Below are 13,332 nucleotides of genomic sequence, written 5' to 3' on the forward strand. Positions count from 1 at the left end.
CCGCGAGCGTTGTCTCAGACCTGGTTGCGGTTCTGCCGCAGAGGTGATTGGCAAATGCGTGCTCATGTGCGAGCTTCCGTACCAGTGCAGGTTTTTGGTCAGATGTTTGCCTTCCGTGCGGAGGCGAGATGAGCTACCGATCGTCCGATGATTCCTTGATTTCGTTTGATCGCTTCGATAGAAATGCGGCGCGCCGTCAGGGGGATGTTTCCATGAATCAGGCTGGGCCTATGACTCCCAATGTGGGCAAGCGACATCGGCGTATGCCAATCAACTCCGCCGTGCTGATGATGCGCGGTGATGAGTCATGGACTTCAGAGCTGATGGACATTTCGGCAACCGGGGTGATGGTACGTCGGCCGGTAGACTGGATCGGCCAACGCGGCGATCGCTTTGTACTGGACATGCTGTTCGGCGACGAACTCAACATCCACGTTGAGGCCAAGGTGGCCCGGGTAGCGGACGACGAGGTCGGGTTCGCCTTTTCGCAGATACCGTCGGACAAGGAAGCGCCGCTGTGGAACCTGCTCGGCGGCTATGCCGACAGCCTGGAAGTGTGGAGCGACGAGTCCTGAAGGCAGGCAGCGCTGCATGGTGACGCCTTGAGCTGCGTTGGCACCTGCAGCAGCGCTGCGACTACTCGAACAAGTTCAGCAGTTGCCACCCGTATGCCGCGCCGACGCAGCCGACGACGGCAAATCCGGCGGCACCCAGCAGCGCCATTCTGCCCATCCACGCAGCGCGATCCCCGTACACAACTTTGCGCGCCATCAGCAGACGTGCCCCGGCATGCGGGAAGCGCTGCTCACGGATCGCGGCGAGCGCGCCTTGGGCGATGACCGCGCCGGTGACCAGTCCCACCAGCGCCAGCAACAGGAAGCAGCCGCGTGCCAGCATGATGAAGCGGCCAGCAGCCAGTTCGGAGTCGCCCGCGACCAGACGCGCCTGTATGTTCGATAGCTCGTTTTGCAGCGCCAGCAGCAACAGAGCACCCACAACCGTGATCAGCAGCAGGGCGGCAAGGGTGCGTCGGCGTTCGGCGGGATCGGCTGGATGAATTTCGGGCTCAGCCGCAGCCGCACTTGAAGCATCAGGCAAGTCAGGCATCATGACCTCAAGAGGACTCCGTCATCGACGACAAGTCTGCACTGCTTTGTCGGGCAGGTGGGCGCGATCCCGACCGGCGCGCCCGCTGGCCCGATGGTCGCCACGGTTACGAGCTTTCGAAGCGGAGGGGCAGCATGCGGCTCGACATTCGCCTTGCCGGGATGCCCGATCTGGAAGTAATCGCGTGCCTGCACAGTGAGAGCTGGCGCGCCACCTATCGCGGGCTGGTCGCGGACTTCCTGCTGGACCAGGATCTGCTGGGCAACCGGCGCGCGCTATGGCGCACTCGACTGGCCGATCCGAGCGCCGAGCGTTTCACATGGCTGGCCTGGGTGGATGGTCAGCCGGTTGCGTTCTCCAGTCTGCTGCTGGATGCCGATCCGCTACACGGTTCGCTGATCGACGCCCTGCATGTGCAGGTCGGCTTCAAGGGCCGCGGCATCGGCCGTGCGCTGAGTCTGATGCTGGCGCGCAAGGCGCAGGAGCTGCGGGCGCATCAGCCGCTGCATCTATGGGTGCTGGACGGCAACTGGCGGGCCGCCCGCTTCTATGAGCGACTGGGTGCGATCCATCTGGGCATGCGCTACGACGATCATCTGCCGGGAGCCGAGAGCCACGATCATCGCTATGGCTGGCCCAGCCCAAGGCACTTGATCGATCTCCTGCAAATTGGGGACCAACACGGTGCCACGCAGGTGACAGCGTGAAGAACCTGCAAGTGTTGCGCGGTCTGGCCTTCTTGTGGGATTGTCGTTGACTTCCGTCAAGCTGTCGCCGCCCATAAACATGAACAATCGCGGCCGACCTAAACCTAGGTATCTGGAGGCGCCCACACATGGTCGAAACATACAACGACAAGGTGGTGAAGCAATTCACTGTCATGACCGTGATCTGGGGCATCGTCGGAATGCTGGTCGGCGTGTTCATCGCCGCCCAGCTGGCGTGGCCCTGGCTCAATTTTGATATTCCCTGGCTCAGCTACGGGCGCCTGCGCCCTCTGCACACCAATGCCGTGATCTTTGCCTTTGGTGGATCCGGCTTGTTTGCGACCAGCTACTACATCGTCCAGCGTACCTGCCACGCGCGCCTGTTCAGTGACAAGCTCGCGGCCTTCACCTTCTGGGGTTGGCAGGCGGTGATCGTGGCCGTGGCCATCACGTTTCCGCTGGGCATCACCCAGAGCAAGGAATACGCCGAGACCGAGTGGCCGATCGACATCCTGATCACACTGGTCTGGGTGGCCTATGGCGTGGTCTTCTTCGGCACCATTGCCAAGCGCAAGATTGCGCACATCTACGTGGCCAACTGGTTCTTCGCCGCCTACATCATCACCATCGCGCTGTTGCACATTGTCAATAACCTCTCGTTGCCGGTGTCGATGACCAAGTCCTATGTCATCTACTCGGGCGCGGTCGACGCGATGGTGCAATGGTGGTACGGCCACAATGCGGTTGGCTTCTTCCTGACCGCCGGCTTCCTCGGCATGATGTATTACTTCGTGCCCAAGCAGGCCGGTCGTCCGGTTTATTCCTATCGGCTGTCAATCGTCCATTTCTGGGCGCTGATCGCGGTCTACATGTGGGCCGGCCCGCATCATCTGCACTACACCGCGCTGCCGGACTGGGCACAGTCCTTGGGCATGGTGTTCTCGCTGATCCTGCTGGCGCCCAGTTGGGGCGGCATGATCAACGGCATGATGACTCTCTCGGGTGCCTGGCACAAACTGCGCACCGATCCGATCCTGCGCTTCATGATCGTGTCGCTGTCCTTCTACGGCATGAGTACCTTCGAAGGCCCGATGATGTCGATCAAGACCGTCAATGCGCTCAGTCATTACACCGACTGGACCATCGGTCATGTGCATTCCGGCGCCCTCGGCTGGGTGGCCATGATCACCATCGGCTGCGTCTACAGCCTGTTCCCGCGTCTGCTCAAGCTGCCGGGCATGTTCTCGACCAAGGCCATTGAGGTGCATTTCTGGGTGATGACCATCGGCGTGGTGCTGTACATCGCCTCGATGTGGATCGCCGGCGTGATGCAGGGCCTGATGTGGCGGGCGACCAATGCCGACGGCACCCTGGCATACACCTTCGTTGAATCCCTGAAGGCCACGTATCCCTACTACTACGTGCGCTTCCTGGGTGGTCTGCTGGTGCTCTCGGGCATGTTCATCATGCTCTGGAACATGTGGCGCACCGCACAGATGGCGCGCGATACGGCACCCGTTGTCGTGCCCGCGCCAGCCCACGCCTGAGGAGGATGCGATGAGCTTCAATCACGAAAAGTTCGAGAAGAACATCTTCCGCATGGGCATCTGGATTGCCGTGGTAGTCAGCTTCGGCGGCCTTGCGCAGATCGTGCCGTTGATGTTCCAGGCTCAGGTGGTGCAGCCGCTGCCGGACATGAAACCGATCACGGCACTGGAACTGGCCGGTCGCGAGGTCTATGTGCGCGAGGGCTGCTACAACTGCCATTCGCAGATGGTGCGTGCGCTGCGCTCGGAGACGGCTCGCTACGGTCACCATTCGGTGGCCGCAGAGTCGGTCTGGGACCATCCCTTCCTGTGGGGTTCCAAGCGTACCGGCCCGGATCTGGCCCGCGTCGGTGGTCGCTACAGCGATGACTGGCACCGGGTGCACCTGAACAACCCGCGCGATGTCGTGCCCGAGTCAAACATGCCAGGCTTCCCCTGGCTCAGTGACAACCTCATCGACGCCGATGGTCTGGCGGCGAAGATGGGCGCGCTGCGCACCCTGGGTACGCCCTACACCGACGAAGATGTCGCTGGTGTGGCAACTGCTGTCAGCGGCAAGACCGAGATGGATGCCACGATCGCCTATCTGCAGTCGCTGGGGCGCTATGCGCCCAAGCGCGAGCCGATGGCGCCCGGCCCTGACGCTACTGCAGCAGCTGCTTCGGCCGATCAAGACCCGACTTCCGAGTCCCGAGTCCCGGCTTCAAGTCAGGAGGTGAAATCATGAGTCTGGGAGTCGCGTTGGGCAGCATTACTGCGCTGCTGATGGGAATCTTCATCGGCATCGTCGTCTGGGCATATGGCTTCAAGCGCGCCACCGATTTTGACGACATGGCGCGCTTGCCGCTTGAGGACAAGGAGGGTCGCTCATGAACAGCGCCTGGAGCATCTATGTCATCGTGCTGACACTGCTGACGGTGGGTGGCAGCGTCTGGCTGCTGGCGATGACCGCCCGCAAGCCTGAGAAAAAGGAAAGCGAGACCACCGGACACGTCTGGGATGGCGATCTGGCCGAGTACAACAATCCGCTGCCGCGCTGGTGGCTGTGGTTGTTCGTGGGCTCGGTCGTTTTTGCTGCGGTCTATCTGGTGCTGTATCCGGGTTTCGGTTCGGCCAGCGGCACCCTGGGCTGGAGTTCGGAGGCACAACTGCGGGCCGAACAGCAGAAGTACGACGAGATTGCGCGGCAGACCTACGCCCGTTTCGCCGCGATGGACGTGGCCGAGCTGTCACGAAACAGCGAGGCGGTAGGCCTGGGACGCAATATCTTCGCCAACAACTGCGCCACCTGCCACGGCACCGACGCCCGCGGAGCTGTCGGTTTTCCGAATCTGACCGACGCCAGCTGGCAGTGGGGCGGAGAGCCGGATCAGATCCTCACCACCATCCTCAACGGCCGAATCGCAGCCATGCCCAGTTGGTCGGGCGTGCTGGGTCCGGAAGGCACTCCGCAGGTGGTGGCTTATGTGCGCTCGATGGCGGGTCTCAGCCACAATCCAGCCGCTGCGGCGGAGGGCAAGGCGCGTTTTGACCAGATCTGCGTGGCCTGTCACGGGCCTGAGGGCAAGGGCATGGCGGCGCTTGGCGCACCTGATCTGACCGACTCGGCCTGGCTCTACGGCAGCAGTGAAGCGGCCATCACCGAATCCCTGACCAAGGGTCGCAATGGGCAGATGCCGGCCCATGGGCCGTTGGTCGGCGAAGATGCGGTCAAGGTGGTCGCGGCCTATGTCTACAGCCTGCGCAATGCGTCTGAAGTGGCTCAGAGCGAGGGTCAGCACTGATGGCCGGCACCGATCCGGGGGCCGTGCAGCAGGGAGAGGCGGTGTCCGGCGGGGTGCCCATGATCCAGAGGGTCGGAGCGGTGCTCTGGCCCTCATTCTTCGCCGCCGGTGTGGCGACCATGGTGTTCTTTGCTTTCGTCGATCCGGTCGAGCTTGGCACTATCACCTTTCCCCAGGTGATGGTGTCGCGCGAACTGGGCTACACGCTGGGATTCTTCATGTTCTGGGCCTGTACCTTCAGCAGCAGCCTGTTTACCTCGATCCTGCTGCGGACTCGGCGTGAGATCGATGGGCCCAGCAGACTCAGCAGTGGGGAAGGATAGGGCAAGAGTAGGACAGGGGCGTGGGCCGAAGTCTGTTTCCGGGCCGTGCGAGCCAACGCGCTCATTGCGACGAGCGCATCCCCGGAGCCGATGAAATCCCACCAGGCGCCCCGACTGCCAGACCCCACCCCCGTTCCCTCCAACCAGCGGCAACGCCGTAAAACCGTCAAACCGTCACATCCCAACAGCCACACGGATCTCCCCCATGGAAGGCAAGCCTCTGCCAGTCGCACTCAAGGTCGTCAGCCACGATGACGGCGCCATGTATGCGGCCCACCAGAAGATCTATCCGCGCGAGGTCAATGGGCGCTTCCAGCGCTTGCGCAAGGCGGCGGTGTTCTGGCTGCTGGGCATGTACTACCTGTTTCCGTGGATCAACTGGGACGATCGCCAGATCGTGCTGTTCGATCTGCCAGCCCGCAAGTTCTACATCTTCGGTCTGGTGTTCTGGCCGCAGGACTTCTTCTACCTGTCGGCGCTGCTGATCGTTGCTGCGCTGAGCTTGTTTTTCTTTACCGCGCTGGCCGGGCGATTGTGGTGCGGTTTTGCCTGCCCGCAGACGGTCTGGACCGAAGTCTTCCTGTGGATGGAGCGTTGGGTTGAGGGCGATCGCAATGCCCAGATGCGGCTGGACAAGGGCCCGTGGAACGCACGCAAGCTGCGGCTCAAGGCCACCAAGCAGTTCCTCTGGATCACATTCGCGCTCTGGACCGGCTTTACCTTCGTCGGTTTCTTCACCCCGATACGGGAACTCGGACACAGCCTGATCAGTTGGCAGTTGGGGGGCTGGGAACTGTTCTGGTTCCTGTTCTACAGCCTGGCTACCTACGGCAACGCCGGGCTGCTGCGCGAGCAAGTCTGCAAGTACATGTGCCCCTACGCCCGCTTCCAGAGCGCGATGATCGACAAGGACACGCTGGTCATCACCTATGACGATGTTCGTGGTGAGCCGCGTGGCGCGCGCAAGCGCTCGGTGAAGTCGGTGGCGGAGCGGAGGACGGCGGAGGAGCCGGGACTCGGGACTCGGGACTCGGGACTCGATCAGAAGCCGGGTCCGGGGGCGAGCAGCTCGGAGATGGCTCTGGCTGAGCTTGTCCAGCAGGCGACGAATCTGGGTGGCAGTGCCGAGTCCCGAGTCCCGAGTCCCGAGTCCCGGTCGACGACCCAGCCCACCCCCACCGCCCTCGGTGACTGCATCGACTGCAAGGCCTGCGTGCTGGTCTGCCCGACCGGCATCGATATCCGTGATGGCCTGCAGTATGAGTGCATCGGCTGTGCGGCCTGCATTGATGCCTGTGATGAAGTGATGGACAAGATGGAGTATCCGCGCGGTCTGGTGCGCTACTCCACCGAGCATGCCGTGCATGGTCAGCCGACCAAGATCATTCGCAAGCGCACGGTGTTCTATGCGCTGCTGTTGACGGCGATCGTGTCGACCCTGCTGTACTCGCTGGCAACACGGGTGCCGCTGATCGTGGATGTGATCCGTGATCGTGGCGAGCTCTATCGTGAAAACTCCGACGGCTGGATTGAAAACAGCTATCAGCTCAAGATCATGAACAAGTCGGAGACCCCGCGGCGCTTTGTCATCGAAGTGCTGGATCCGCCCGGACTGAGCATCGTTGGCAACACGGAGGTCGAGATTGCCGGCGGCGCCATCAACAATCTGGCGCTGACGCTGCAAGCCGAACCCGGCGCATTCAAGGGCATGAAGCCGCTGCGCCTGCGCGTGGTCGCGGCCGATGACGGCAAGGTCGAGCGCATCGAAACCAGCCGCTTCTTCGCGCCCTGATCCGCGGCCTTCATGTGGGAGCGGCCTCTGGCCGCGATCGCTTTTCCTCGCATCGGCGCTCCCACTGCTCGTTGTCGCGAAAACCGGAACTTGCGGTGAACTGCCGCCAGAAGCAGGACGCAAAGAACGCGAAGGAAAAGCAGAATGAACGCTGAGAAGAGCAGAAATAACGCTGAGAAGAGCAGGGGCGATTCCGGTTGAGCTTTTCTCCGCGTTCTCCGCGCCTCTTGGCGTTCTCCGCGTTGAAGATCTTGGCCACAAGCGGCTGGCGGAATCGTCGAGCTTGAATGGTACTGGCCGAGCCGTCATGACGGCGGACTTCAAGGGCACCGCCGTCCGGTGAGAACGTCACCTGGCCGAGATCTGTTCTGTCTCGAGATGGGAGCCTGATTGCGGGCAGAGCCCGCTCCCACCGTTGGCCCTGTCCAATGCCCTCACTGCCGCCCCTCGCGCGGCTTCAGATCGCGCAGTGCCTGCACCACCTGGCGGGTCCAGAAATCCTTGTCGCCGGCGGCGGTTTCTTCCAGCAGGTCGAGGTTGAATCGACTGGTTTCTTCGATCGGCTTGCCATTGCCGCTGCGATAGTGGGCGGTGACCGCGAACTGGGTGGGTTGGTCCACGGTGCGCTCGAACACGTGGGACAGTACGCGGCCGTCCTGCAGGGCGTAGCTCAGCGTGAAGCCGGGCGGAATGCTGAATCCGCCCTTGGCAAACAGCGGCAGTTGCGACATCAGCTTGAGCACGTCATCGCGTCCCCACAGCCACACCGGGCGATCCACCGAGAGGCGCACGTCTTCGGCCGGGCTGCGTCCGGCGTTGGTGATTTCCAGCGCCCAGCTGGAACTGCCGGTGGGCATCAGCGAGATCAGAAGATAGGCGCGAGCCTGGCGCTCGGCTTCCTCGCGCAGGGCCTCTGCCTGTGATTGCAGCGCACGCTCGCTCTTTTCCTGCGCCTCGGCCTGACGCCGCATTTCCTCGCGGGTCTGCGCCATCTCCACCCGCTGCAGGCGCAACTCCTGGCGCTGCATCCAGATCGTGGACAGCAGGCCCAGAAAGGCCAGGCCGGCGAACAGCGCTTCCAATGCGCTGTAGGCGGCTTCGACGGTGTCGGCCGATACCGAGCCCATCATCGGCGGGAAGATGTAGAGCCAGCTCAGGGTGAGCAGACACAGCGACAGGGCTGCCAGGACCACAAAGACCACTGGCGAGCGTTCTTTCTTGCGGGATGATTCGATCTTGTCCATGGGGGTCTCCATGCAGCTGCCATGCCAGCAGCAATATGTATATAAAACAATACCTTGCGGATTCGTTATCGAGTGACCGTCCGAATTCGGACGCTTGGGCGGACAGCTGCGGGGCTGCTGGGCGGCGATCTCAGGTGCGTTCGCACGGCGTTCGGCCTACGATTCAGTCCGGGAAGTTCCATCGGAACGCAGTCGTGAAAACGCAAGCGCAGAAGCAGTTCGACATCGTTCGGGTCAGCAGCGCGGGGTGTCAGTCGCTGCCGGACTCGATTGCCGTCGAGGATGCGCTGGAGATTCGCCTGTCGCATCCCGCTCTGGGCGAGGGGGCGCGGACGCTGGCCATCAGCATGCGTACGCCAGGTCACGATGCGGAACTGGTGGCGGGCTATCTCCATGGTGAAGCAGTGCTCAGCGATCCAGCCCAGATCGTGCAGATTGGCGCCTGTGCCGGCAACCCCAACGCCGTGCGCATAGACCTTGACGGACCCGCGCCGAACCTGGATTCGCTACAGCGCGCCGGCACCATGAATTCCAGTTGCGGCGTCTGCGGCAAGACCTCACTGGAGGCCGTGACCGCAAGTTCGCAGTCGCGACGGGTGTCAGGCAGCAAGCGCGTAGACGCTACCGTGCTGCGACGGCTGCCGCAGAGTCTGCGCGCGGCACAGTCGCTGTTTGCGGCCACCGGCGGCTGCCATGGCGTGGGCTTGTTCGATCTGGAAGGGCAGTTGCTGGCGTTGCGGGAGGATGTGGGTCGCCACAATGCGCTCGACAAGCTGGTTGGACAGGCCTTTTTGGCCAGGACGCTGCCGTGGACCGATCAGGTGTTACTGCTGTCCGGGCGTGCCAGCTTCGAACTGCTGCAGAAAGCGACCATGGCGGGGGCGTCCATCGTCGCCGCCGTGGGGGCGCCTTCCAGCCTGGCGATCGAACAGGCGCGAGCCGCGGGTATCACCCTGATCGGATTCCTGGGCGAGCACGGATTCAATATCTACAGTGGCGCCGAGCGAGTCATCGCCTGAAGCAGAAGATCATCCCCAAAGGACGCCAAGGACGCAAAGTAGAGCGAATCAGGAATTCGGCTGGCGATGTTGCCGGCGATTGCCGGTCTGCTGGTCGACCTTTGAAACCTTCGCGTTCTTTGCGGACGAAAAGCCGGGCATCGGGATCGCCGCCTGGTTCCGGTTCCGGCGAATGAATGGCAAGCGGCGGCCGGTCCTGTGGAGGGCGCCGCGCCTGCGGCGCCGCTTCTGGCTGTCGTAGTGCAAGGCAGAAGCGGCCGCGCAGGCGCGCGGCTCTCCTCAATTCCACAGCACCCTGGGATCAATGGAAATCCCGCGAGCGGGTATCCAGACCGGCGAGCAACTCGCTCAAGTCTTCCAGCCGATGGGCCAGCACGTGGGTGACGCCCTCGGCCTTCTGCAATTCACCGACGACGCCGAGCATCTGTGATTCCAGCAGCACCCGGCGCTGGCGCTCGGCCAGATCGCGCCAGACGATCAGATTGAGCCAGCCAGTCTCGTCTTCCAGGGTGACGAAGGTGACGCCCGAAGCCGTGCCCGGTCGCTGTCGCAGCGTGACCAGACCCGCCACCCGCACCGGTGTGCCGTGCGCCAATGCCTGCACCTCGGCGATGCTGCGCATACGCCGTGCGCGCAGTTGCGGGCGCAGCAGTTTCAGCGGATGCGTGTCCAGGGTCAGGCCGGTGGTCCTGTAGTCGGCCAGCACGTTCTCGGCTGCGGTCGGCGGTCGCAGCACCACTTTCTCATCGGGAATGGGCGTACCGGCAAACAGATCCGGCATCCGCTCCACGCCGGTCACCGCCCACTGCGCCCGGTGCCGATGCCCGGCCAGCCCGCGCAACGCCCCGGCCGCGCCCAGCCGCTCCAGCGTGGCCCGATCCAGCTGCGCCCGATCAGCCAGATCCTGCACATCGCGGAAGGGCGCGGCGGCGCGTGCGTTGAGCAGACGCTCGGCAGCGTCCTGGCTGAGGCCGCGGATGGAGCGCAGGCCGAGGCGCAAAGCAGCACGAGGGCACGAGGGCACGAGGGCATGAGGGCACGAGAGAGGCAGTGACGGGCCAGATTGTAGTGATGCGGATATTTGCGTCTCGGCAATGGCCGGTTCGATCGTTACCGTCGGCTTCTGCGTGCCCTCGTGCCCTCGTGCCCTCGTGCCCTCAAGCTCCGCCTCCCACCCACTCATCCGCACATCCACCGGCCGCACCTCGACGCCGTGGCGGCGGGCGTCCTGGATGATCTGGCTGACCGAATAGAAGCCCAGCGGCTGGGCATTGAGCAGGGCGGCAGCGAAAGCGGCGGGGTGGTGGCATTTGAGCCAGGCCGAGGCGTACACCAGCAAGGCGAAACTGGCGGCGTGCGATTCCGGGAAGCCGTAGGAGCCAAAGCCCTTGATCTGCTCGAATACCTGTTCGGCAAAGCCAGTCTCGTAGCCGCGCTCGGTCATGCCTTCGATGATGCGCTGGCGGTAATGCTCCATGCCGCCACGACGTTTCCAGGCCGCCATCGAGCGTCGCAGCTGATCGGCCTCGCCCGGGGTGAAGCCGGCGGCGACGATGGCCAGCTGCATCACCTGTTCCTGGAAGATCGGCACCCCGAGGGTGCGCTCGAAGACCTTCTTCAGATCCTCGGAGGGATAGCTGACCGCCTCCAGCCCCTGCCGTCGACGCAAGTAGGGATGCACCATCTTGCCCTGGATCGGCCCCGGCCGAACGATCGCCACCTCGATCACCAGATCGTAGAAGTTCTGCGGTTTCAGCCGCGGCAACATCGACATCTGCGCGCGGGATTCGACCTGGAACACGCCCACAGTGTCGCCTGCCTGGAGCATGGCGTAGGTGGCGGGGTCTTCGGGGGGGATGTCGCCCAGCGACGAGGGCACGAGGGCGCGAGGGCACGAGGGCACGCCACAACCGGCAACTTCGATCGTTTGGGTGTTGCGCGCGACGAGAGTTGCCCAATTGCCACGATCTGGCGGCTCGTCGCCTTTCTCGTGCCTTCGTGCCCTCGTGCCCTCGTGCCCTCGCGCTCTTGCCCAATCATTGATCAAGTCCACGCAGCGCCGTATACAACTCAACATCCCCAGCGCCAGCACGTCGACCTTGAGCAGGCCCAGGGTGTCGAGATCGTCCTTGTCCCACTGGATGATGGTGCGCTCGGGCATGGCGGCGTTCTCGACCGGCACCAGTTCGTGCAAGGGCCGTTCGGAGATCACGAAGCCGCCGACGTGTTGGGACAGATGCCTTGGAAAACCAAGCAGTTGTGATACCAACTTCATCAGCTTTCTGATCTGCGGACTGGCGGGATCAAAGCCGCGCTCGGTCAGGCGTTCTTCAATTGCAGAAAAGCCATCCCACCAGGCCAGCGAGGAGGCGATCTGGTCAACCTGATCCAGCGCCAGGCCCAGCGCCTTGCCGACATCGCGGATGGCGCTCTTGGCGCGATAGCTGGCGACCGTGGCGGTCAGGGCGGCGCGCTCGCGGCCGTATTTGCCATAGATGTACTGGATCACCTCCTCGCGGCGCTCGTGTTCGAAATCGACGTCGATATCGGGCGGCTCGTTGCGTTCGCGCGAGATGAAGCGTTCGAACAGCAGATTGCCGCGGGCCGGATCGACCTCGGTGACGCCGAGCGCATAGCACACCGCCGAATTGGCCGCCGAGCCGCGGCCCTGGCAGAGGATCCGCTGGCTGCGTGCGAAGCGCACGATGTCGTGCACGGTCAGGAAATAGGATTCATATTTCAGTTCGGCGATGAGTGCCAACTCGTTCTCGATCTGCTGGCGCACCGCTGGCGTTTCCCCGCGCGGCCAGCGCTGGCGGATGCCGATCTCGGTCAGTTCACGCAAATGATCGCTGGCGCTGCGACCATCGGGCACCACCTCATGCGGGTACTCGTACCTGAGGTCATTCAGAGAAAAGCGACATAACTGACTGATGTAGATGGATTCTTCCAGCAGCTCCTGCGGATAGATGCGGGCCAGCGCAGTCAGGGTACGCAAATGCCGCTCGCCGTTGGGGAGTAATCGATAGCCGGCCTCACGCACGCTGAGGTGGTGACGCACGGCCGTCAGCACATCGTGCAGCGCGCGCCGGCCACGCTCATGCATGTGCACATCTCCCGCAGCGACCAGCGGCATCCCCGCCGCCAGCGCCAGCGTGCGCAGCCCGTTCAGGCGCAAGGCATCGGTGGGTTCTTGGTGCAGCTCGACCGCGATCCAGGCGCGTTTGGGGAAGTGCTGCTTGATCCAGGCGGCGTCGGCGAGGAGCGAGGCTGAGGGCACGAGGGCAGGAGGGCACGAGGGCGCGTGAGAGCGCTCGCTCGCGAGAATGGGGGGTATCGTTGGATTTCGGGCTTGTGCTCTTGCTCCAAACTCGCCCTCCCGCCCTCGTGCCCTCGTGCCCTCGGCCCCGGCCCACAAGGCCACCACGCCATCCATCACCGGTGGAAAATCAGCCCGTGTCAGCCGGTACTCGCCCTTGGTCGCGGCCCGTCGCGCGTGGGTGATCAGCTGGCAGATGCCGCTGTAGCCCTCGTGATCGGTGGCCAGCAGTACCAGTTTCAGACCGCATTCGAGCCGGAACTCGCTGCCGACGATCAGTGCAAGGCCGTGCTCATTGGCGGCTTCATGGGCGCGGACGATGCCGGCCAGCGTGCACTCGTCAGTGATCGCCAGCGCCCGATAACCGAGCTTGCGGGCACGCTCGAACAGCTCCATCGCGGTCGACGCACCGCGCTGGAAGCTGAAGTTCGACAGACAATGGAGTTCGGCGTAGGCGCTGGACATGGCGTGGGCACTCGGCCTTGCCATG

Annotated in this window: 12 protein-coding genes and 3 pseudogenes; 9 read left to right on the top strand and 6 right to left on the bottom strand. The window is 63.4% G+C overall.

What is annotated here, in order from left to right; all coding sequences use genetic code 11:
• The first annotated feature begins 212 nt into the window (after positions 1-212).
• Positions 213-575 carry a PilZ domain-containing protein gene (locus tag H7A19_17420; GenBank protein MCP5476614.1) on the top strand — a complete coding sequence of 121 codons (363 nt, stop codon included), beginning with the start codon at positions 213-215 and terminating at the stop codon, positions 573-575.
• A 61-nt stretch (positions 576-636) separates the two neighbouring features.
• Here H7A19_17420 and H7A19_17425 read toward each other — a convergent pair whose 3' ends face one another.
• On the bottom strand, positions 637-984 hold the full coding sequence (locus tag H7A19_17425) for a hypothetical protein (GenBank protein MCP5476615.1): 348 nt from the start codon (positions 982-984) through the stop codon (positions 637-639).
• Between the two features lie 257 nt (positions 985-1,241).
• On the opposite strand from H7A19_17425, the gene H7A19_17430 reads away from it, so the two are divergent.
• The 7 genes from H7A19_17430 (at position 1,242) to H7A19_17460 (ending at position 7,260) form a co-directional block, all read left to right on the top strand.
• Positions 1,242-1,814, top strand: coding sequence for a GNAT family N-acetyltransferase (locus H7A19_17430; GenBank protein MCP5476616.1), 573 nt, complete (start codon positions 1,242-1,244; stop codon positions 1,812-1,814).
• Between the two features lie 128 nt (positions 1,815-1,942).
• Positions 1,943-3,361 carry a cytochrome-c oxidase, cbb3-type subunit I gene (gene ccoN / locus H7A19_17435; GenBank protein MCP5476617.1) on the top strand — a complete coding sequence of 473 codons (1,419 nt, stop codon included), beginning with the start codon at positions 1,943-1,945 and terminating at the stop codon, positions 3,359-3,361.
• A gap of 10 nt (positions 3,362-3,371) precedes the next feature.
• A complete protein-coding gene (gene ccoO / locus H7A19_17440; protein MCP5476618.1) occupies positions 3,372-4,088 on the top strand; it encodes a cytochrome-c oxidase, cbb3-type subunit II in 717 nt (238 codons plus the stop codon).
• Entirely contained in the window at positions 4,085-4,234 is a 150-nt protein-coding gene (locus tag H7A19_17445; protein ID MCP5476619.1) for a CcoQ/FixQ family Cbb3-type cytochrome c oxidase assembly chaperone, read from the top strand. The genes ccoO and H7A19_17445 overlap by 4 nt, the downstream gene beginning before the upstream one ends.
• On the top strand, positions 4,231-5,145 hold the full coding sequence (ccoP, locus tag H7A19_17450; protein MCP5476620.1) for a cytochrome-c oxidase, cbb3-type subunit III: 915 nt from the start codon (positions 4,231-4,233) through the stop codon (positions 5,143-5,145). The genes H7A19_17445 and ccoP overlap by 4 nt, the downstream gene beginning before the upstream one ends.
• Before the next feature lie 59 nt (positions 5,146-5,204).
• Positions 5,205-5,468, top strand: a complete 264-nt coding sequence (locus H7A19_17455) for a hypothetical protein (GenBank protein ID MCP5476621.1) — start codon at positions 5,205-5,207, stop codon at positions 5,466-5,468.
• A 262-nt stretch (positions 5,469-5,730) separates the two neighbouring features.
• Positions 5,731-7,260, top strand: a complete 1,530-nt coding sequence (locus H7A19_17460; GenBank protein MCP5476622.1) for a 4Fe-4S binding protein — start codon at positions 5,731-5,733, stop codon at positions 7,258-7,260.
• Positions 7,261-7,694: 434 nt separating this feature from the next.
• On the opposite strand, the gene H7A19_17465 is transcribed toward H7A19_17460, so the two are convergent.
• Positions 7,695-8,504: a hypothetical protein gene (locus tag H7A19_17465; GenBank protein ID MCP5476623.1), complete on the bottom strand. Its 810-nt coding sequence runs from the start codon at positions 8,502-8,504 to the stop codon at positions 7,695-7,697.
• 35 nt (positions 8,505-8,539) lie between these two features.
• Between H7A19_17465 and H7A19_17470 the strand changes: the two genes are divergently transcribed.
• Positions 8,540-9,523, top strand: coding sequence for a formate dehydrogenase accessory sulfurtransferase FdhD (locus H7A19_17470; protein ID MCP5476624.1), 984 nt, complete (start codon positions 8,540-8,542; stop codon positions 9,521-9,523).
• A gap of 301 nt (positions 9,524-9,824) precedes the next feature.
• Here the strand turns inward: H7A19_17470 and H7A19_17475 are convergent, their stop codons facing one another.
• From H7A19_17475 to H7A19_17490, 4 genes and pseudogenes are all read right to left on the bottom strand, one after another.
• Positions 9,825-10,304 (bottom strand): hypothetical protein, encoded by a 480-nt coding sequence (locus H7A19_17475; protein ID MCP5476625.1) that lies wholly within the window; start codon positions 10,302-10,304, stop codon positions 9,825-9,827.
• 30 nt (positions 10,305-10,334) lie between these two features.
• Positions 10,335-10,706 (bottom strand): annotated as a pseudogene (locus tag H7A19_17480) (hypothetical protein).
• A pseudogene (gene dnaE, locus H7A19_17485) lies at positions 10,680-12,959 on the bottom strand (DNA polymerase III subunit alpha). Before dnaE ends, H7A19_17480 begins: the two co-directional pseudogenes overlap by 27 nt.
• A pseudogene (locus H7A19_17490) lies at positions 12,936-13,307 on the bottom strand (PHP domain-containing protein). The pseudogenes dnaE and H7A19_17490 overlap by 24 nt, the downstream one beginning before the upstream one ends.
• Positions 13,308-13,332: the final 25 nt, after the last annotated feature.

This window comes from Rhodanobacteraceae bacterium (assembly GCA_024234055.1).
GTDB lineage: Bacteria > Pseudomonadota > Gammaproteobacteria > Xanthomonadales > SZUA-5 > JADKFD01.